The sequence below is a fragment of the Paraburkholderia caffeinilytica genome, from assembly GCF_003368325.1.
Lineage (GTDB): Bacteria > Pseudomonadota > Gammaproteobacteria > Burkholderiales > Burkholderiaceae > Paraburkholderia > Paraburkholderia caffeinilytica.
On record NZ_CP031466.1, the window covers coordinates 1,995,171 to 2,013,906 of the forward strand.

Sequence of the window (18,736 nt, forward strand, 5' to 3'; positions counted from 1 at the left end):
GGCCCATCGGGCTTAAAAATCTGCCGGGCATACTTTAAATAGAACTCCCTTGAATGTTCCGGCTAATCACGCACATTGGCGCCGTCAAATCAGTGCGGTTCAGGCGGCGGCGAAGGCGGAAATCCCGGAACTCGCCCACGTAAAGCATATGTTCGACAAGGCGGCCACGCGCCGTGCCGGGAGGCATCAAGCAGATGCGTCCGTTGCGTTTGCCTTCGCGCCGGTGCGCGCCTCGATTGCATGCACGACTGCCACCATGTCGGCCTGACCGTGCCCCAACCCGACGGTCTCGGTGTACAGGTCGAAGCAGACATCCAGCAGCGGTGATGCGAGATTCGCATGGCGCGCTGCTTCGGCCGCGAGCCGGTTGTTCTTCAGCACGTCGACAATCGAGGCCTGCACCGTGAAATCCTCGTTCACGAGCTTGTCGACCTTCACGCGCGATACGTTGCTTGCCATCGGACCCGCGTCGAGCACGGCCTGGAACTGCTTCATGTCGAGTCCGTAGCGCCGCGCAAGATGCGACGCCTCGGCAAGCGCGGTCACCATCGGAATCAGGAACGCGTTGATCGACAGCTTCATCAGAAGCCCTGTCGGCACCGCCCCGCAGATCACCGTTTCGTGGCACATCGGCTTGAGGAGCGGACGCACTTCGTCAACGTCCGCGGGCTCGCCCGCCAACATAGCCACCAGTTGACCCGCTTCGGCCGGCTTGCGCGAGCCCGAAACAGGCGCCTCGACGTACCGTCCTCCCGCCGCGCGAATGTCGGCTTCGAGGCCATGCGAATAGTCGGCCGACGTCGTGCCCATGTGCACGATCGTGTGCCCCGCGACGTTCGCCGCGAAATCTGCGGTATGGCGGCCGAGCACCGCGTCGAGCGCTGTATCGGTCGCCATCATCAGGATGACGATGCGGGCCTGCCGGAAGACATCGCCGGCGCTGTTGGCAACCTGCGCGCCTGCGTCGTGCAACGCGGCGCAACGTTCCGGCGTGCGGTTCCACACTATCAGTGCCGTGCCGGCACGTGCGAGGTTGAGCGCCATCGGCTGTCCCATCACGCCGAGGCCGATGAATCCTACTGTCATGAGGGTCTCCATTGCTCATCCGGTGCTTGTGAGCACGGGTAAGTGGATCGGGTGCAGATGTGCTCGCGCAGCGGCCGCTTTGGCCACCCCGTGGGGCGCTTCAGACGGAGTCGATCGAGAGCCGGGCGACGTCGTCCAGTCTATCTAAATTACCGCATTTCCACCTGCACCTCGAGGGTGTCACCAGGCATCGCTGCCCGCGTAACGCGTCGCCACGGCCAACGCGATGCTCCAGACCAGCGCGGCCAGCAGCGATAAACCGATCGCCAGATAGACGGCGACGCGAATCCCCCCGTCGGGCGGCTGGATCGCGCTTATCAGCGCGCCGAAGATCGCGACGCCAAAAGCGGACCCCGTCTGCCGGCTCGCGTTGAGCACGCCCGCTGCGACCCCGGCACGCGTCTTGTCCACCGCAGTCATCAACGCGGCAGTCGCCGCCGGCGAAATCACCCCCGCTCCGAAACCGACAGCCGGAAAGCAAAGCGCGATACGCCAATACGGCGCATCGTCCGCGAGCGCGACGAGCCCGGCGAAGCCCAGTGCATACAGCAGGAAGCCGCCACAAACGAGCCGGTGCGCGCCATACGCCCGGTTCAACGCGCCGGATGCGAAGCTGCCGATGGTCACCATCACGGTCAAGGGCAGGAACGCGAGGCCGGTCCGCAAAGGCGTCCATCCACGCGCGGACTGGAAGTACAGGCTCAGCAGAAAAAACAAGCCGTAGAAAATCAGGCCGGATATCAGCGAAACGAATGCCGAGGCGGAAAACACCGGACTGCGAAAGAAGCCCAACGGCAGCATTGGCTGCCTGCGTCTGGTCTCGACCAGCACGAACGCAACCCAGGCGGCAAGCGCAACCGCTGCACCCACACGCATTGCGTCCGTCCGCCATCCGAGCTTCGCTCCCTCTATCAGCACGGCGACCGACGCGCCAAGCGCCACGATGGCGAGCATCTGTCCGGCGACATCCATCGGCCTGTCCGACGCAGCTGGACGGACCGAATCGACGCGCGTGGTCAGCCACGCACCGACCAGCGCGATCGGCACGTTCACCAGAAAAATGCTGCGCCAGCCGAGCAGATGAATCAGCAGGCCGCCGGCGAGCGGCCCCGCCGCCATCGCGATGCCGCCGCATCCGGCCCACACGCCGATCGCGCCGGCGCGCTGCCGGGCAACCGGAAAAGCATGGTTGATCAGGGTCAGCGAACACGGCACCAACAGTGCCGCGCCGACACCTTGCAACACCCGCGCGGCCACCAGAATCGGCAAATCCGGCGCCAATCCGCATAACCCCGATGCGCAGGCAAAGATCAGCAATCCGGCGAGGTAAACGGTTTTTGCGCCGATCCGGTCGCCCAGTGCGCCGCCGCTCAGCAGCAGGCTGGCAAATGTCAGCGTGTACGCGTTGACCACCCATTGCAAGCCGGCGATATCCGAGCCCAGACTGGCCGCAACCGGCTCCAGCGCAACGTTTACGATCGACGTATCCAGTATGACAATGACGTAGCTGAGGCTCGTCGCGATCAGTACCCGCTTCTGATATTCACGTTCATCGTTCAAGAGTTCCAGCCCCTATTTCCTGGTTGTCCGTTGACTATAAGGCGGCCCGCACAGAGAATGCTTCGGGCTGTATCGAAGCGTGCGACCGACCGATTTTTCACCCGCTATCACGCATCAATGACGGACCTTGTACATAAATGGGCCAGCACAATATTTCGAGCGTTGCGCACCTGATCGCCGAGCCGGTTCGTTCGGTGATTCTGATCACGCTCGCCGACGGCAGCGCCATGTCGGCCGGCGCGCTCGCGGAAGCGGCGGGCGTGACCGCGCAGACGGCCAGTTCGCACCTCTCCAAGCTGCTCGACGGCGGCTTGCTGAGCGTGGAAAGCAAGGGCCGGCATCGCTACTACCGGCTCGCTGGGGCGCACGTTTCGCACGTGCTCGAAAGCCTCGCATCGGTTGGACCGGTCACCCCGGCCTGGCGCACTACGCCGAATCGCTCGGCGCAGGCGCTGCGTTTCGCGCGTTGCTGCTACGACCACCTGGCTGGCCAGATCAGCATCGCGGTGACGCAAAGCATGCTCACGCGGGGCTTTGTCGTCGAGGCGGGGGAGCGCCACTATGCGCTCACCCCACCCGGCTGCGCGTGGCTGCAGCAACTCGGCATCGATATCGGCGATCTGGCGGTGGGCCAAGCTGAACAGGGCCGCCAATGCCTCGATTGGACCGAACGGCAATACCACCTCGCGGGGCCGTTAGGCGCGCGGCTCATGGATGCCTTTCTTGCATGGGGATGGATGCGCAGGTCCCCCGCCACGCGGTCGGTGACCGTCACGGCGCTCGGCTGGGAGGGACTCAGGAAACATTTCGGCGTCGAGCGCGAGACATGCGGACCTGATTGAAACTCCCGGCCCACACGGGTCGCTCAATTGTTAAATCCTCGCCTCGCCGCTTCGTTGTGTTGAAGCCGGCTCACCGAGGAAAGGCGACGTGCACGCACCGAAACATCATCGCGGAACTCATCGCCCCTCGCATCTGAAAGCGGTCGAGCCGACCGATCCGCCGCATCCAGGACCCAGGCCCGAGCCGGAACAGAAACCCGGGCAGAAATCCGAGCAGAAGCCAAGGCTGACGCCCAGAAAAGCGGGCACCCGGCACGAAGACCGACCTGCAAAACGCGCGCGACGAATTCGACCTCGCTACTTGAGGCGCTCGGTTGCAGCACTGCCACGCAAGCCGAAACGACTCGCGTCACCAACACGGGAAGTCACCCAGGAATCGAGGCCGTTGCAATCAGGTGCCGGCGCCTGATTGCAACGGCCTCTCGGCCGACGACAGACTCCCGCCTGAAGACAGCTTGCCTGACTTCGCAATGATTGCGCCGTGACGCGGGTGCAATCAAATCCGTCCACTTGACTCCCGGCAGATGCAAAGGTAATCTACAAAGGTAACCTTCATATATGCCGGTATGTCCAGCAACGACACTCAACCCACGCGCGCCTCCTCCGATCCCGACGCCCTGCACGCAACGGCAGAAGACCTGCGCGTACTTGTCGGCAAATTGCGTCGCCGGCTGCGCGAGGAAGCGCATGTGGGCGATTTCACGCCGTCGCAGGTGCAGGTTCTCAGCCTGCTGGAACGCGAAGGTCCGGCAACGGTCACCACGCTCGCGCGTATCCAGGGTATGCGGCCGCAATCCATGGGCGAGACGCTTTCAGTTCTGAAAGCAGCTGGACTCGTGAGCGGCGCACCAGACCCGAACGACGGGCGGCAAACCGTTCTCTCCCTCACGCCCGCGTTCCGCAAAAAGATCAAGGCAAGCCGCGCGGCACGCGAGGACTGGCTATTCCGTACGATCCAGACCCGCTTCTCCGCCGCCGAACAGAAACAACTCGCGATTGGCGTCGACTTGCTCAAACGCCTCATCGACTCGTAACGTCCAGGAAAACACCATGGCTCTCACTACGCTCGACCCCAAAACCGCATTGATCGCCATCGATTTGCAGCAAGGTATCGTCGCGCTGCCCACCGCCCACCCCACCGGCGAAGTCGTCAAACGCTCCGTTGATCTGATCGACGCATTTCGCCGTCACGGTCTGCCGGTGGTGCTCGTCAACGTGGCGGGCGGCGCGCCCGGCCGCGCGGAACAGTCGCGTCCTACTGGTGACTTCCCCGCCGGCTTTGCGGACCTCGTTCCCGAACTGAATCATCAGCCGTCGGATCATCTGGTGACCAAGCGCACCTGGGGCGCGTTCACCAACACCGACCTCGAAGCGTATCTGCGCAAACAAGACGTCACGCAGATCGTGCTGGTCGGTGTGGCCACCAGCATCGGCGTCGAGTCCACCGCGCGTTTCGCACAGGAACTCGGCTTCAATGTCACCTTCGCGGTAGACGCGATGACGGACATGAATCTCGACGCTCACACCAACAGCATCACGCGAATCTTCCCGCGCCTCGGCGAGACCGGCACGACGCAAGACGTCCTCGACCTGCTTGATCAATCGCGCGCATGACCACGCGTTTGAACCGCTGCACGGCGCGCATCGTCCACACGGGGAGATTCCGGTGAGTGGCACATTCCGTTCGCTGCGCACGTTCAACTACCGGGTCTGGGCCAGCGGCGCGATCGTCTCCAACATCGGAACATGGATGCAGCGCACGGCGCAGGACTGGCTCGTGCTCACGGAACTCACGCATCACAATGCAACCTCCGTGGGCATTGTGATGTCGCTGCAGTTCGGCCCGCAAATGCTCCTGCTGCCGCTTACCGGCTATGCGGCCGATCATTTCGATCGCCGCAAGCTGCTGTTCGCCACCCAGGGGGCGATGGGCACGTTGGCGTTATGCCTCGGGATTCTCACCGTGACCGGCCTCGTGCAGCTATGGCAGGTCTATGTGTTTGCGGGTTTGCTCGGCTGTGTCACCGCGTTCGATTCACCGGCGCGTCAGACCTTTGTCTCCGATCTGGTCGGAGAAGCCGATCTGCCGAATGCGGTCGCGCTGAACTCCACCTCGTTTAACGCGGCGCGCATGATCGGGCCTGCTGTCGCAGGGCTGTTGATCGCCTCGGTGGGCACGGGCTGGGTGTTTGTGATCAACGGCCTCTCCTTTGTCGCCGTGCTCGCCTCGCTGCGGATGCTGCGCATCAGCGAACTGAATCTGAAACCACGTGCGACACGCACGCGCGGCAGCTTCGTGGAAGGTTTCAAGTATGTGTGGACGCGTCCCGATCTGAAAACCGCGCTGTTGATGATGTTTCTGATCGGGACGTTCGGGCTGAACTTCCCGATCTTCATCTCGACCATGTCGGTCACCGCCTTTCATGCAGGTGCGAGTCAATACGGCGTGCTGAGCTCGATCATGGCAATCGGTTCGGTAACCGGTGCGCTGCTCTCCGCACGCAGAGCGAGGCCCCGCATGGCTCTTTTGCTCGGCGCGGCGGCGATTTTCGGCGTGGGCTGCACGGTCGCCGCGCTGATGCCGAACTATGTGCTGTTCGGGCTGGCACTCGTCGTGATCGGCGTGGCGACGCAGACGTTCAACACGTCGACGAACAGCCTCGTGCAAATCTCTACCGAGCCGGCCATGCGTGGCCGGGTCATCGCCATCCTGCTGGCTATCGCGCTCGGTGGCACGCCGCTCGGCGCACCGGTGGTGGGCTGGGTCGCGGATCGCTTCGGCCCGCGTTGGGCGCTCGGCGTCGGCGCTGCATCGGGCTTCGCCGCGGCGATCGTCGGCCTGATCTATCTGGTGAAGTATCGTCAGTTGCGCGTGTATGTCGAGGCGGGCCGGTTGCGCTACAGCATCGACGACCCGCGCCAGGCGCCGCCTTACGTCAGTCCCGTCACGGCAGTACACAATGCCGTGTTGAGCGAAGCGGAAGAGGACACGTCCGCCGGGGTTTGACGGCCGCTGCGGAATCGGCAGCGGCCCGCGCATCGGAACGAATGCGCAATCGCAATCCGGGCCACCGTCCAGTGCGAATTCGACGACACATTAAGAAAAGCCGCGCCTGAAATCAGGCGCGGCTTTTTAATTACGGCAATACGGCTCGAATGCTTACTTCGCGACCGGCATCGTGAACTCCGCACCCTTCGCGATGCTATCCGGCCAGCGCTGCATGATGCTCTTGTAGCGCGTATAGAAACGCACGCCTTCTTCGCCATACGCATGGTGATCGCCGAACAGCGAACGCTTCCAGCCGCCGAACGAGTGCCATGCCATCGGCACCGGAATCGGCACGTTGATGCCGACCATGCCCACCTGAATCTGCCGGCCGAACGCGCGCGCCACGCCGCCATCCGACGTGAAGAGCGACACGCCGTTGCCGAATTCATGCGCATTGATCAACTCGACCGCGCTCGCGAAATCGGGCACGCGCACCACCGCCAGCACCGGGCCGAAGATTTCTTCCTTGTAGATCTTCATCTCCGTGCCGACCTGGTCGAACAGCGTGCCGCCGATGAAGAAACCGTCTGTGTTCGCGACCGGATGCGCGCGGCCATCGACGATCAGCTTGGCGCCTTCCGCCACGCCCGAGTCGATATAGCCGGCCACCTTGGCCTTATGTTCTGCTGTAACCAACGGACCCATTTCGGCGTCCAGGTTCTCGCCGTTCTTGATCACCAGCGACTTCACGCGCGGCACCAGGCGCTCGATCAGTTCATCGGCGACATTGCCGACCGCCACCGCGACCGAGATCGCCATGCAGCGCTCGCCTGCCGAACCGTAGGCGGCGCCGATCAAGGCGTCCACAGCCTGGTCCAGATCGGCGTCCGGCATCACCACCAGATGATTCTTCGCGCCGCCGAGCGCCTGCACACGCTTGCCGCGCTTCGACGCTTCCGTATAGATATATTCGGCGATCGGCGTGGACCCGACAAACGAGAGCGCCGCAACGTCCGGGTGTTCGATCAGCGCATCCACGGCCACCTTGTCGCCGTTCACGACGTTGAACACGCCGTCGGGCAAACCGGCTTCCTTCAGCAGTTCGGCAATGCGCAACGACGCCGACGGGTCACGCTCCGACGGCTTCAGCACGAACGTGTTGCCGCAGGCAAGCGCAACCGGGAACATCCACATGGGCACCATCACCGGGAAATTGAACGGCGTGATCCCCGCCACCACGCCCAGCGCCTGACGCAGATTCCAGTTGTCGATGCCGCCGCCGATCTGATCGGTGAAATCGGTCTTCAGCAGGTTCGGAATGCCGCAGGCGAACTCGACCACTTCGATGCCGCGCACCACTTCGCCTTGCGCGTCCGTGAACACCTTGCCGTGTTCGCGGGTAATCAACATGGCGAGTTCGTCGTGATGCCGGTTCAGCAGTTCCTTGAACTTGAACAGAATGCGGGCGCGCTTGATCGGGGCGGTTTCGCTCCAGGCGGGAAAAGCGGCCTTGGCGGCCTTGACTGCCGCGTCCACTTCCTCGACCGATGCCAACGCGACCGACCCGGTCACCTGGCCGGTGGCGGGATTGAACACGTCCTTGAAGCGGCCGCTGGTCGACGCAGCCGGTGCACCGCCGATGTAATGCCCCAACTGCTGCACCGACAACTTCGCTTGTTCGTTCACTGCATTCATTTCGTTCCTCGTGTTCGGGATGGGCCGCAAGGGTTGACCCGCCAACTGTATCGACGGTGCGGGTCATATTCCCGATACAGAACAATAAAACCGCGCCTCACTGTACTGTTTTTCGCGCAGCAACTGTATTGGCCGGTGGGGCCGCCGCAACGTCAGGAAAGAACGTCCATTCCACGACCTTGCAAGGGGCCTCCACACCCGGAACCCGCGTCAAAGGCCGCCCACGCCGTGCGTGACGAGCGCATACGGGCCACTCGTGAGTTGCTCCCTGAGAAACTCGATGCACACCTGGATCCTCGCCGACGACGACAAGCGCTCCGCCGTCACGGCCCAGACGTCCGCCGATTGCAGATAGTCCGGCAACACCCGCACCAGTTCGCCGGCACGCAGGCTCTCAGCCACGTCCCAGATCGACACCATCACCACGCCGTAACCGTCTTTCGCCCACTGCACGACGATGTCGCTGAGATTCGACGCAACGGTTCCGGTCACCTTCACGCTCTTCTCGCCATTCGGCCCGCTCAGGCGCCAGACGCCGAAGCGGTCGTCGCGGCCGCGAAACAGCAGGCAGTCGTGCTGAGTCAGGTCGCTCAATTCGGCAGGCACACCGCGACGCGCCAGATACTCCGGCGACGCGCAAAGAATGCGCGCGCTGTCCACCATCTTGTGCGCGATCAGGTGCGGCTCCTGCACTTCTCCCACGCGAACGTCGATGTCGAAGTTTTCGCCGACCAGATCCGCGCGCCGATCCAGCAATTCCAGCCAGATCTCCAGATTCGGATGGCGCTGGCGCAGCATCGAAAGGATCGGCGAAACATGTTTGCGCCCCAGCCGCAGGCTCGTGCTGATACGCAGCAGCCCACGCAACTCCGTGCGGCGATCGGCGAATGCGTCGGCCATGCCCTGCACGTCGTCGAGTATTTTCTGCGCCCACTGCAAAGCGGCCGCGCCGTCGCTCGTCACGCTGACCCGGCGCGTGGTGCGCTGGAACAGCTTGACGCCGAGGCTCGCTTCCAGCATGGCGATGCGCTTGCTCACGTGCGAAGGCGACAGGCCCATTTCCGTCGATGCCGCGACGAAACTGCCCCGGCGCGCGATGTTGCAGAACAACTGGAGATCGCGCAGGAAAGCCTCATTGCTGGCTGTGAGCGCATTCTGATTTTCCATTTGGCCGCATTGTGTCGGTGCAGAAGCACATTACCCTAGCCTCAACGGTTGGATCAGGCAAGCGAAGCGGGTCAGACAAAATGCTCCGGACACCCAGGCACTGGTTAACCCTGAACCGCCGGCAAATCGACCCCGTTGTCAGGATGCCGATACCTGCCCCGAGACCCCGCGCCGTCAGGCACGGCTTCCCGATAAGTCCTGGCTTGCAAAGTTTCGCGTTAGAGAAGCAAATGAATCAGCCACAGAAGCTGATCAAAACATTTCTGTTCAGGAGACGACATGGAAACGAATGCATCGGCAGGCGGCCGCGAGCATCGCTCGCAGACCCGCAAGGCGACCGCGAGCGGGTGGATCGGCTCAGCGCTCGAGTACTACGATTTCTTCATCTACGCTCAGGCAGCGGCGCTCATCTTTCCTCAGTTGTTTTTTCCATCCGGCAATCCAAAGATCGCCATCGTCGCATCGCTCGCGACGTATGGCGTCGGCTATGTCGCACGACCGATCGGCGCAATCGTGCTGGGGCATTGGGGCGATACGCACGGCCGGAAAAACGTTCTGCTCGTGTGCATGTTCCTGATGGGCTTCTCGACGATGGCGGTCGGCTTCCTGCCCACCTACCACCAGGTGGGCCTGCTTGCACCGGCACTGCTGGTCGTTCTCCGTCTGATCCAGGGTTTTGCCGTGGCCGGCGAAATCTCGGGCGCGAGCTCCATGATTCTCGAACATGCGCCATTCGGGCGGCGCGGCTACTACGCGAGCTTCACGCTGCAAGGCGTGCAGGCGGGGCAGATTCTCGCCGCGGCCGTGTTCCTGCCGCTCGCCTACTACATGGAAGAAAGCGCGTTCAACTCGTGGGGCTGGAGGATTCCGTTTCTGTTGAGCTCGGTGGTGCTGGTTGCCGGCTACATCATTCGTCGCGAAGTCCACGAAACACCGGCTTTTGCCAAGGAAGACGCCAGCGGCGCGATACCGAGATCGCCGATCGTCGAGGCCTTCCGCTATAACTGGGGGGATATGTTGCGCGTGGTCGGATGCTCGCTGATGAACGTGATCCCCGTTGTCGCCACCATTTTCGGTGCGGCATATGCGGTCCAGGCGTCGTACGGTATCGGCTTTTCCAAGAGCGTCTATCTGTGGATTCCGGTAATCGGCAATATTGTCGCCGTGCTGGTGATTCCCTACGTCGGCAATCTGTCCGACCGGATCGGCCGGCGCCTGCCGATCATCGTCGGAGCGCTGGGCGCGGGCTTGCTCTCGTTCGCCTACCTCTACGCGATCAGCATCAAGAACGTGCCGCTCGCGATGGTCATGTCGGTTCTCATGTGGGGCATCATTTATCAAGGCTATAACGCCATTTTTCCGAGTTTCTATCCGGAGCTGTTCCCGACCCGCTCACGCGTGTCCGCCATGGCGATCGGCCAGAACATCGGCACCACGATCACCGCGCTGTTGCCGGCACTGTTCGCCTACGTCGCGCCGCCGGGGTCGCACGACGTTCCGCTCACCATTGGCGCAATCACCTTCGGCATCACCATCGTGGCGGCGGTAACGGCCTGGAGCGCGCGCGAAAACTTCCGTGTCAGGTTGAGCGACCTGGGCGAACGCAATGCCGTGCCGATCGACAAGCACGATTACGACCTGCAGCGAGCTCAGACCATGGCTGAGTCCAAGAAAGCGCTCGCATAACCCCTCTCTTCCCGACGCCAAAGGAATCTATCCATGAACCGGACCCGGATCGCCGTCGCAGGCGCGGGCTACATCGGGCGGGCGCACATGAGCGTCGCGCAACAGAGCGGCACGTGTGCCTTGTCGGCCATTGTCGACCCGTCGCCGGCGGCTGCGGGGCTCGCGGCCGAGGCCGGCGTGCCCCTCTATCGCTCGCTCGACGAACTGCTGGAAAAAGATCGCCCGGACGGCGTCATTCTCGCCACACCGAACCCGTTGCACCTCGAGCATGCGCTGACATGTCTCGCGGCCGGTGTGCCGACGCTGCTCGAAAAGCCGATCGCGTCCACCGTCGAGGAAGCCGGGATGCTCGTCGACGAGGTCGAACGCTCCGGCGTGAAATTGCTGGTCGGTCATCATCGGGCCCACAGCCCGATCATGGCCCGGGCGAAGCAACTGATCGACGAAGGCAGGCTCGGCAAACTGGTCGCGGTGATGGGCAGCGCGGTATTTTTCAAGCCTGACCAGTACTTTTCCGACGCCCCCTGGCGGCGCAATCCGGGCGGCGGCCCGATTCTGCTGAATATGATCCACGAGGTGCATAACCTGCGCATGCTATGCGGCGATATCGTCGCAGTGCAGGCGTTTTCATCGCACGCGACGCGCGGCTTTCCCGTCGAAGACACCGTGGCGATCAACCTGCGCTTCGCAAGCGGCGCGCTCGGCAGCTTCATGTTGTCCGACACGGCTGCAAGCGCGCGCAGCTGGGAGCAGACCTCGCAGGAGAACAAGGCCTACCCGTCATATCCGGACGAAGATTGCTATGTGATTGCCGGTACGTTCGGCTCGCTCTCCGTGCCCACGATGCGTCTGAAAACATATGGCAAGGCGGAAGACCGTTCGTGGTGGAAGCCGTTCGACGTCGGCGTGGCCGCAATGACACGCGACGATCCGCTCAGGCTTCAACTCGAACACTTCAACCGGGTTATTCAGGGAGAAGCCGAGCCGCTCGTGAGTGCCCGCGACGGCCTGAGGAATCTCCGCATTACCGAAGCCATTGCCGAGGCCGCCAGGCTGGGTTCGATTGTCGATACGACGTTCGCCGGGGCGGCCACGGCCCACTGACGCCGCCGCGGCCTGCCGCCGGCGATTGGCATGAGGGACTGACGGCTGCGATCCAATCAATATTCATTCAGCTGCGTAGCGAACCGCATCGCCGCGCTGGCAGCAGACACTCAGCGCCATTGCTCGGTCAATTCATTGGCCAGCACCATCTTCTCGCGGACCAGTTCCACAAAGGCAGCGTCCGCGCCGTTCTGCGTCTTGAGGAACTTCAGCGCCGCGGAATGAACGGCCCGCATCGACCGGCCGTCGATCCCAACCATACGCGCCGCGCTGCGACGCGTTTCCTCGACCAGATCGCGCGCGCTGCCGAAGTCGGGCGACAAGCCGGTCTGCGCCTGGAACCCGGCGCGCAATCCGGCCGCATAGTCGCGCGACTGTCCCAGCCGGTCGACGTCGATCATCAGATCGACGCCGTCCGCCATGCGCAACGCACAGAGAATCCATAACGCGACGAACGCCCGATACGCGTTGTTGCCTTCCGCCGAGCGCGCGTATTGCTCGCACGCCATGGCGTAGGCGTCGTCCGAGGTAGGTACGGCAGGCGGCAAGCTCACGCCGCAGATTTCGATGGCCTGGCGAACCACCGGCTCCGACTGGTTCAAACCCAGCACGCGAAACGGCGCGGCCACGAAAAACGGGTTGCTCCATTGCTGATTGAGCAGCCACCCCGAAGCAAATTGCGACGCGGGATTGCGCAACACGGCCGCATGCATGACCTGCGGGAAAGCGTGCTTGAGCCACGGCAACCGGCCCGATGACCGGCAAAACTTGAAGACGGGTACGCTGCCGTGCTCGGCGGTGCGTTCGCACAGGTTGGCCAGATAGGCTTGCAAAGCGGGGAATTCCGGGTCAGGCGCATTTGCGAAGCGATCGGTGCCAAAGCGCCTCCTGTAGCCGGCCACGCCGCGCGCGCCTTCCAGGAGAAACGGCCGGTACTCCTCGAAATACGGTGCGGCGAGCGGCGGGTGTCCAGAAGTCAAGGTCGGACGGGACGCGGAAACGTCGGCGAGGCTCAGATCGGCGAGCACATTGCTGAACGGTTCATAGAATCCCGTCACGGAATCGAGTGCGCGCAGACGCGACCAGATCCATGTTCCCGCGCTGCGCCAGCCCGTGTGCAGGAAAACCCCCTGTTTCAAGGCAGTTTGTTGCGCGGCGCGACCCGGACTGCCGGCCGGGTCGTTCGACATGCGGGTCGACCCGTCAGCGGTACTTGAGGGACCGCTCGACGGTTCCTGTGACAGCGGCATAGGACTTCTCTTCAAATGGAAGCAACAACGATTCGACGGACGGCGGACGCTGCCCGCCCTGCCTGGCTCAAACTCGCACTTTAGCCGGCGAGGCTGTCGGCTTCGTGACGGCCGTACCAGCGGACGTACCAGCGGACGCATCAGTTTACCTTGCAACAACCTCTTATGATGCGCTGGAACAGCACCTCCAAACGCTTTAAGCTGCCAGACTCCCGAACTCAAAAGTCTCTGCCATGAACGACTCGGCCGATATCCGGTTTCTGCTGGCCATCCGCGAAAGCGGCAGCCTGATCGCCGCGGCGCGAAAACTGGGGCTGTCGCCCTCGGCGGTGACCCAGCGCCTGCAGCAGCTCGAAAAGAAACTGGGCACGCTGCTGGTGAACCGCACGGCGCGCCGTTTGCAGTTCACGGAAGAAGGCACGCTCCTGTGCGAACGCGGCGCCGAACTGGTCCAGCAGTTCGACTCGCTGTTCGACGACTTGCAGACGCGCCGGGGCGGTCTGATCGGCACGCTGAAAATCAATGCGCCACTGGGATTCGGCCGGCGTCACCTGGCGCCCGCCATCGCGGACTTCCAGCAGCACAACCCCGATATCGACGTGGCGCTCACGCTGTCCGACCAGCCGCTGACCGAGACGATGGACCGTTTCGACATCGTCGTGCATATCGGCGAGTTGCCGGTCTCGAATCTGGTCGGTTACGCGATTGCACCGAATGCGCGCTTCGTATGCGCCGCGCCTGCGTTGCTCAAGCGTATTCCTCAACCCGAGTCGCCGGAAGAATTGAGCAAGCTGCCGTGCATCGTGCTGCGCGAGAACAATGAGGACGTCTCGCTCTGGCAGTTCAGCAAGGGCCGCACCCGTCGCAGCGTGCGCGTTTCTCCGCATTTGAGTTGCAACGACGGCGACGTGATCCGCCAGTGGGCTTGCGAAGGCCGCGGCGTGATCCTGCGCTCCGAATGGGATGTGGCGGACGACATCGCGAAGGGAAGGCTCGTGCGCTTGCTGACCGGCTGGAAAGCGCCCGATGCCAACGTGATCGCGCTCACGCATCAGCGAGCGGGACTACCGGCGCGCACGCGCCATTTCATGCAGTATTTGCAGGCTAGATTCAGGCCATCGCCGCCGTGGCGAAGGTAACGCGCGGCACGTGGCGAATCACATCGCGAATCACGTCACGAATGGCCGATTCACTCAAACTGAATTTTAGAGTTAGCCTGGTTGAACGCTGCTCGCACGATGAAACTTTATAATCGGCTCACCGTCCACCGCCGGTTAAATCATGACCTCCCTATCGCCCCCTGCCGCCTACCCGAAGGCGGTCCTCTTCGACCTCCTGACCGCCCTGCTCGACTCGTGGACATCATGGAATCACGCCGCGGGCTCCGAGCAGGCGGGCCGTGCGTGGCGCGCCGCCTATTTGCGCCTGACCTATGGTTGCGGCCGATACATTGCGTATGAACAGCTGGTGCGCGAAGCGGCGGCCGAAGTTGGGCTGCCGGAATCCGCCGCGCTCGCGCTCGAGGCCGGCTGGCTGAAACTTGCGCCCTGGAGCGGCGCCCTCGACGCCTTGCAGAAGCTCCGGCCGCATTGCAAACTGGCGATCGTCACCAACTGCTCCATCCACCTCGGCAGGCAGGCGGCCGCGCTTTTCCCGATCCACTGGGACGCCGTCGTCACCGCCGAAGAAGCCGGCATGTACAAGCCGGATCCGTTGCCTTACCGGCTCGCGCTCGGCAAACTTGGTGTAGATGCGCATGAGGCCGCATTCGTGGCCGGCTCGAGCTACGACATGTTCGGCACTGCCGCTGTCGGGCTGCGGACATACTGGCACAACCGCGTGGGTCTGCCGCTGGTGGCGGGAGCACAGCCGCCCGAGATCGAGGCGCCGACGCTCGACTCGCTGGATCCGTGGCTCAGCCAGTTCGGCCAGACTGCAAGCAACTCAATTCCCCGGTGAAACCATGAAACTCGAGCACCTCGACACTCCCGCCGCGCTGATCGACATCCCCCGGATGCAGAAAAACATCGCGCGAATGCAGGGGCATATGAACGCACTGGGCGTGGCATTCCGTCCCCACGTCAAGACCACCAAATGCATCGACGTGGTCCGTGCGCAGATTGCCGCCGGTGCGCGCGGCATCACGGTCTCCACCTTGAAAGAGGCGGAGGCGTTCTTCGCGGCCGGCGTCGGCGATATCCTCTACGCGGTCAGCATCGCCCCTTCAAAACTGCCGCGAGCGCTGGCGTTGCGCCGCCAGGGTTGCGATCTGAAGCTGGTGGTCGACAATCCAACCGCCGCCGCAGCCATCGCCGCATTTGCGGACCAGCACGGCGAATCCTTCGAGGTGTGGATCGAGGTGGACACTGACGGCCACCGCTCCGGTATCACGCCGGAGCAGGACACGCTGCTCGAAGTCGGCCGGATCCTGCACGAGAACGGCGTCAAGGTCGGCGGCGTGATGACCCACGCGGGTTCCAGCTACGAGCTGCATACGCCGGAGGCGCTCGCCGCGCTGGCGGAACAGGAACGCGCCGGCTGCGTGCGCGCGGCGCAACGGCTGCGCGATGCGGGCATTCCCTGCCCGGTTGTCAGCGTCGGCTCGACGCCCACGGCCCTCGCCGCCGAACAACTGGACGGCGTGACCGAAGTGCGAGCGGGCGTCTACGTTTTCTTCGATCTGGTCATGCACAACGTCGGCGTGTGCGCGCTCGAGGATATCGCGCTCAGTGTGCTCGCCACCGTGATCGGCCATCAGGCGGATAAAGGCTGGGCGATTCTCGACGCCGGCTGGATGGCGATGAGCCGTGATCGCGGCACCTCGAAGCAGTCGCACGATTTCGGCTACGGCCAGCCCTGTTTGCTGAACGGCACACCGCTTGGCGGGTTTTTGGTGAGCAGCGCCAATCAGGAGCATGGGATCCTGTCGTCGTCGGAAGAAGGCGCGCATGTCGACGACATCGCGCAGCGGTTTCCGATCGGTATGAAGCTGCGCATCCTGCCCAATCATGCATGCGCGACCGGTGCTCAATTCCCCGAATATCACGCGGTTTCGGCGGATGGCGGGAGTGTCGAGTGGAGGCGTTTCCAGGGCTGGTGACCAGCACGTGTAAAACCGTCGCCCGCCCAGGGCGATTGAACGGCTGCTTCACTCATCCTCTTCTTCGAGGCCGGCAAGCAGATCGTCGACCGCACGATACACGCGCTCGACGATCTCCGGCCCGACCTTGCGCTCCAGCTCGCGATAGTGTGCCTCGAGATCCTTCGAGATCACGCGCACCAGCTCCACGCTCGTATCGGTGAGCGACACCAGCACACGGCGCTGGTCTTCCGCGAAACGCTCCTTGGTCACCAGCTCCATGCTCTCCATGCGCGCGAGCACGCCGGCCATGCTCGGGCTCGAAATCGTGCAGATATCGGAAATGTGGCGCGGCTCCATCGGCCCATGCTCATTGAGCGCGCGAATCACGCGCCATTGCTGCTCGGTCAGTCCGTGCGCGGTAATCAATGGCCGGAAACGCTCCATCATTTTTTCTCTGGCGCGCAGCAACAACATTGGCAGGTTGCGGTGCAAAACTCGGGTAGAAGCGGATGCGGACATGGCGGATAAGTTAAAAGCAGCCGTCGAAGCTTAAGGGAAAACCCGCGATCGGCCGACAGGCTATTGACCGTGGATGATATCAAGCGCAATAATACTAACATGTTAGTGTTTTCTCCGGGAGACAGCTGATTCATGTTTGCACTTGCCGATCACCTGCTGCATCTTGAAGGCGACGCGCTATCTCGCGACGTGGATGCGCACACCGTTGCCGCGCTGCTCGCACGCGGCGCTGCCTGCCGTGCGCCGGTTTCCGGCGCTATTTATGGAACCTTGCTGAACGACCGGGCCGCTTTGGAGGCGTTGGGCGACGCGGTTCATGCCGCACCCTATAAAGCCCCGCCCAAAGCGCCGATTCTCTATCTGAAACCGCGCAATACGTTCGCCGGTCATCGCGCGCGTGTTGTCGTGCCGGACAATGCGTTGGGCGTGCAAGTCGGCGCTTCGCTGGGTATCGTCATCGGTCGCACCGCAACACGCGTCCGCGCGGACCAGGCGTTCCACTACATTGCCGGTTACACCCCGGTGGCCGATCTGAGCGTGCCGCATGCAAGCGTGTACCGGCCCTCAGTACGATTCCGGGCGCGCGACGGCTTTTGCGCGATCGGACCGGCGGTGGTTGCAGCGCGTCATATTGCTACGCCGGACGATCTGGCAATCACGGTTTCGCTTCCTGGACACGAGGTCTTCACTGCGACTACTGCGTCGTCGGTACGCAACGTGGCGCAATTGATCGCGGACGTAACCGATTTCATGACCCTCAGTGCCGGTGACGTGATTACGCTCGGCGTGCCGCATGGTTCGCCGGTTGCCCATATCGGCGACACGGCCACGCTATCGATTGGCGGATTGCCGCCGCTCGAGGTGTCGTTTGTCGGTGCAGAAGAACAAGAGGGAGAACAGCCATGATGCGCGGCCGTGTTGCGTATGCAGGGGCGATTCATGAAGCCTATCCGGACACCCATGGCGTGCGCCTCGCCGATGGCCGCGTGCGTCGCGAGGATGAAGTGGTGTGGCTCGCGCCGATCGAGGTCGGCACGATCTTCGCGCTCGGCTTGAACTACGCGGAGCATGCGAAGGAATTGCAGTTCAACAAGCAGGAAGAGCCCCTGGTCTTTCTAAAAGGTCCGGGCGCGGTTATCGGCCACCGTGGCTTCACGCGCCGCCCCGCAGACGTCACCTTCATGCACTACGAATGCGAACTGGCTGTCGTGATCGGCCAAACCGCGCGGAACGTCAAGCGCGAAGACGCCATGCAGCACGTGGCCGGCTACATGATCGCCAACGATTACGCGATCCGCGACTACCTGGAAAACTATTACCGCCCCAACCTGCGCGTGAAAAATCGCGACGGCGGCACGGTGCTCGGCCCCTGGTTCGTCGATGCCGCCGATATCGAAGACGTCACGCAGCTCGAACTACGCACGTTCGTCAACGGTACGCGGCAGCAACACGGCAACACACGCGATCTCGTCACCGATATCCCGGCGTTGATCGAATACCTGAGCAGCTTCATGACCCTCGCACCCGGCGACGTGATTCTGACCGGCACGCCGGAAGGCATCGTCAACGTCAACGCCGGCGACGAAGTGGTTTGCGAAATCGACGGCCTTGGCCATCTCGTCAATACGATTGCATCCGACGCGGACTTCGGCCGCGCCTGATCGACTGCTTTGCGTGGGATTGGAGTAAGCGCTGAAGAGCCAACTTTGGCCGACAGCTTTGCATGGGACCAGAGTAAGCGCTATGCACGAGACCG

The 18,736-nt window shown here is 63.0% G+C and carries 17 protein-coding genes; 11 read left to right on the forward strand and 6 right to left on the reverse strand.

Annotated elements, in window-relative coordinates; all coding sequences use genetic code 11:
- Positions 1-186 precede the first annotated feature (186 nt).
- On the reverse strand, positions 187-1,098 hold the full coding sequence (locus DSC91_RS08905) for an NAD(P)-dependent oxidoreductase (protein WP_175171887.1): 912 nt from the start codon (positions 1,096-1,098) through the stop codon (positions 187-189).
- Positions 1,099-1,266: 168 nt separating this feature from the next.
- Positions 1,267-2,646: an MFS transporter gene (locus tag DSC91_RS08910; protein ID WP_229758166.1), complete on the reverse strand. Its 1,380-nt coding sequence runs from the start codon at positions 2,644-2,646 to the stop codon at positions 1,267-1,269.
- A gap of 137 nt (positions 2,647-2,783) precedes the next feature.
- Here DSC91_RS08910 and DSC91_RS08915 point away from each other — a divergent pair, with 137 nt between their 5' ends.
- The 4 genes from DSC91_RS08915 to DSC91_RS08930 all read left to right on the forward strand — a co-directional run bounded on the left by DSC91_RS08915 (position 2,784) and on the right by DSC91_RS08930 (position 6,495).
- A complete protein-coding gene (locus DSC91_RS08915) occupies positions 2,784-3,488 on the forward strand; it encodes an ArsR/SmtB family transcription factor (RefSeq protein ID WP_115777783.1) in 705 nt (234 codons plus the stop codon).
- A 566-nt stretch (positions 3,489-4,054) separates the two neighbouring features.
- Positions 4,055-4,522 (forward strand): MarR family winged helix-turn-helix transcriptional regulator, encoded by a 468-nt coding sequence (locus tag DSC91_RS08920; RefSeq protein WP_115777784.1) that lies wholly within the window; start codon positions 4,055-4,057, stop codon positions 4,520-4,522.
- Positions 4,523-4,538: 16 nt separating this feature from the next.
- A complete protein-coding gene (locus tag DSC91_RS08925) occupies positions 4,539-5,102 on the forward strand; it encodes an isochorismatase family protein (RefSeq protein ID WP_115777785.1) in 564 nt (187 codons plus the stop codon).
- 52 nt (positions 5,103-5,154) lie between these two features.
- Positions 5,155-6,495 carry an MFS transporter gene (locus tag DSC91_RS08930; RefSeq protein WP_115779763.1) on the forward strand — a complete coding sequence of 447 codons (1,341 nt, stop codon included), beginning with the start codon at positions 5,155-5,157 and terminating at the stop codon, positions 6,493-6,495.
- 153 nt (positions 6,496-6,648) lie between these two features.
- On the opposite strand, the gene DSC91_RS08935 is transcribed toward DSC91_RS08930, so the two are convergent.
- Complete coding sequence (locus DSC91_RS08935; protein ID WP_115777786.1) at positions 6,649-8,172, reverse strand: CoA-acylating methylmalonate-semialdehyde dehydrogenase; 1,524 nt, start codon at positions 8,170-8,172, stop codon at positions 6,649-6,651.
- Positions 8,173-8,382: 210 nt separating this feature from the next.
- Positions 8,383-9,339, reverse strand: coding sequence for a LysR family transcriptional regulator (locus DSC91_RS08940; RefSeq protein ID WP_115777787.1), 957 nt, complete (start codon positions 9,337-9,339; stop codon positions 8,383-8,385).
- Positions 9,340-9,618: 279 nt separating this feature from the next.
- Between DSC91_RS08940 and DSC91_RS08945 the strand changes: the two genes are divergently transcribed.
- Both DSC91_RS08945 and DSC91_RS08950 read left to right on the forward strand, forming a co-directional pair.
- Positions 9,619-11,025, forward strand: coding sequence for an MFS transporter (locus DSC91_RS08945; protein ID WP_115777788.1), 1,407 nt, complete (start codon positions 9,619-9,621; stop codon positions 11,023-11,025).
- Between the two features lie 33 nt (positions 11,026-11,058).
- Positions 11,059-12,129, forward strand: a complete 1,071-nt coding sequence (locus DSC91_RS08950) for a Gfo/Idh/MocA family protein (RefSeq protein WP_115777789.1) — start codon at positions 11,059-11,061, stop codon at positions 12,127-12,129.
- A gap of 110 nt (positions 12,130-12,239) precedes the next feature.
- Here DSC91_RS08950 and DSC91_RS08955 read toward each other — a convergent pair whose 3' ends face one another.
- Positions 12,240-13,319: a hypothetical protein gene (locus DSC91_RS08955; protein WP_115777790.1), complete on the reverse strand. Its 1,080-nt coding sequence runs from the start codon at positions 13,317-13,319 to the stop codon at positions 12,240-12,242.
- 293 nt (positions 13,320-13,612) lie between these two features.
- On the opposite strand from DSC91_RS08955, the gene DSC91_RS08960 reads away from it, so the two are divergent.
- From DSC91_RS08960 to DSC91_RS08970, 3 genes are all read left to right on the forward strand, one after another.
- On the forward strand, positions 13,613-14,518 hold the full coding sequence (locus tag DSC91_RS08960) for a LysR family transcriptional regulator (RefSeq protein WP_115777791.1): 906 nt from the start codon (positions 13,613-13,615) through the stop codon (positions 14,516-14,518).
- A 142-nt stretch (positions 14,519-14,660) separates the two neighbouring features.
- Positions 14,661-15,338 (forward strand): HAD family hydrolase, encoded by a 678-nt coding sequence (locus DSC91_RS08965; protein WP_115777792.1) that lies wholly within the window; start codon positions 14,661-14,663, stop codon positions 15,336-15,338.
- A gap of 4 nt (positions 15,339-15,342) precedes the next feature.
- Positions 15,343-16,479, forward strand: a complete 1,137-nt coding sequence (locus DSC91_RS08970) for a DSD1 family PLP-dependent enzyme (protein WP_115777793.1) — start codon at positions 15,343-15,345, stop codon at positions 16,477-16,479.
- Positions 16,480-16,527: 48 nt separating this feature from the next.
- On the opposite strand, the gene hpaR is transcribed toward DSC91_RS08970, so the two are convergent.
- A complete protein-coding gene (hpaR, locus tag DSC91_RS08975) occupies positions 16,528-16,935 on the reverse strand; it encodes a homoprotocatechuate degradation operon regulator HpaR (RefSeq protein WP_042277081.1) in 408 nt (135 codons plus the stop codon).
- 177 nt (positions 16,936-17,112) lie between these two features.
- Here hpaR and DSC91_RS08980 point away from each other — a divergent pair, with 177 nt between their 5' ends.
- Positions 17,113-17,886, forward strand: coding sequence for a fumarylacetoacetate hydrolase family protein (locus tag DSC91_RS08980; protein WP_115777794.1), 774 nt, complete (start codon positions 17,113-17,115; stop codon positions 17,884-17,886).
- Positions 17,883-18,641: a fumarylacetoacetate hydrolase family protein gene (locus DSC91_RS08985; protein ID WP_115777795.1), complete on the forward strand. Its 759-nt coding sequence runs from the start codon at positions 17,883-17,885 to the stop codon at positions 18,639-18,641. The genes DSC91_RS08980 and DSC91_RS08985 overlap by 4 nt, the downstream gene beginning before the upstream one ends.
- The last annotated feature ends 95 nt before the right edge of the window (positions 18,642-18,736 follow it).

Excerpts from the sequence above, each read along its gene's own strand:
- DSC91_RS08905 (WP_175171887.1), bottom strand. The coding sequence starts at position 1,098 with ATGGAGACCCTCATGACAGTAGGATTCATCGGCCTCGGCGTGATGGGA.
- DSC91_RS08915 (WP_115777783.1), top strand. The coding sequence starts at position 2,784 with ATGGGCCAGCACAATATTTCGAGCGTTGCGCACCTGATCGCCGAGCCG.
- DSC91_RS08920 (WP_115777784.1), top strand. The coding sequence starts at position 4,055 with ATGTCCAGCAACGACACTCAACCCACGCGCGCCTCCTCCGATCCCGAC.
- DSC91_RS08925 (WP_115777785.1), top strand. The coding sequence starts at position 4,539 with ATGGCTCTCACTACGCTCGACCCCAAAACCGCATTGATCGCCATCGAT.
- DSC91_RS08935 (WP_115777786.1), bottom strand. The coding sequence starts at position 8,172 with ATGAATGCAGTGAACGAACAAGCGAAGTTGTCGGTGCAGCAGTTGGGG.
- DSC91_RS08940 (WP_115777787.1), bottom strand. The coding sequence starts at position 9,339 with ATGGAAAATCAGAATGCGCTCACAGCCAGCAATGAGGCTTTCCTGCGC.
- DSC91_RS08945 (WP_115777788.1), top strand. The coding sequence starts at position 9,619 with ATGGAAACGAATGCATCGGCAGGCGGCCGCGAGCATCGCTCGCAGACC.
- DSC91_RS08950 (WP_115777789.1), top strand. The coding sequence starts at position 11,059 with ATGAACCGGACCCGGATCGCCGTCGCAGGCGCGGGCTACATCGGGCGG.
- DSC91_RS08955 (WP_115777790.1), bottom strand. The coding sequence starts at position 13,319 with ATGTCGAACGACCCGGCCGGCAGTCCGGGTCGCGCCGCGCAACAAACT.
- DSC91_RS08960 (WP_115777791.1), top strand. The coding sequence starts at position 13,613 with ATGAACGACTCGGCCGATATCCGGTTTCTGCTGGCCATCCGCGAAAGC.
- DSC91_RS08965 (WP_115777792.1), top strand. The coding sequence starts at position 14,661 with ATGACCTCCCTATCGCCCCCTGCCGCCTACCCGAAGGCGGTCCTCTTC.
- DSC91_RS08970 (WP_115777793.1), top strand. The coding sequence starts at position 15,343 with ATGAAACTCGAGCACCTCGACACTCCCGCCGCGCTGATCGACATCCCC.
- hpaR (WP_042277081.1), bottom strand. The coding sequence starts at position 16,935 with ATGTTGTTGCTGCGCGCCAGAGAAAAAATGATGGAGCGTTTCCGGCCA.
- DSC91_RS08980 (WP_115777794.1), top strand. The coding sequence starts at position 17,113 with ATGTTTGCACTTGCCGATCACCTGCTGCATCTTGAAGGCGACGCGCTA.
- DSC91_RS08985 (WP_115777795.1), top strand. The coding sequence starts at position 17,883 with ATGATGCGCGGCCGTGTTGCGTATGCAGGGGCGATTCATGAAGCCTAT.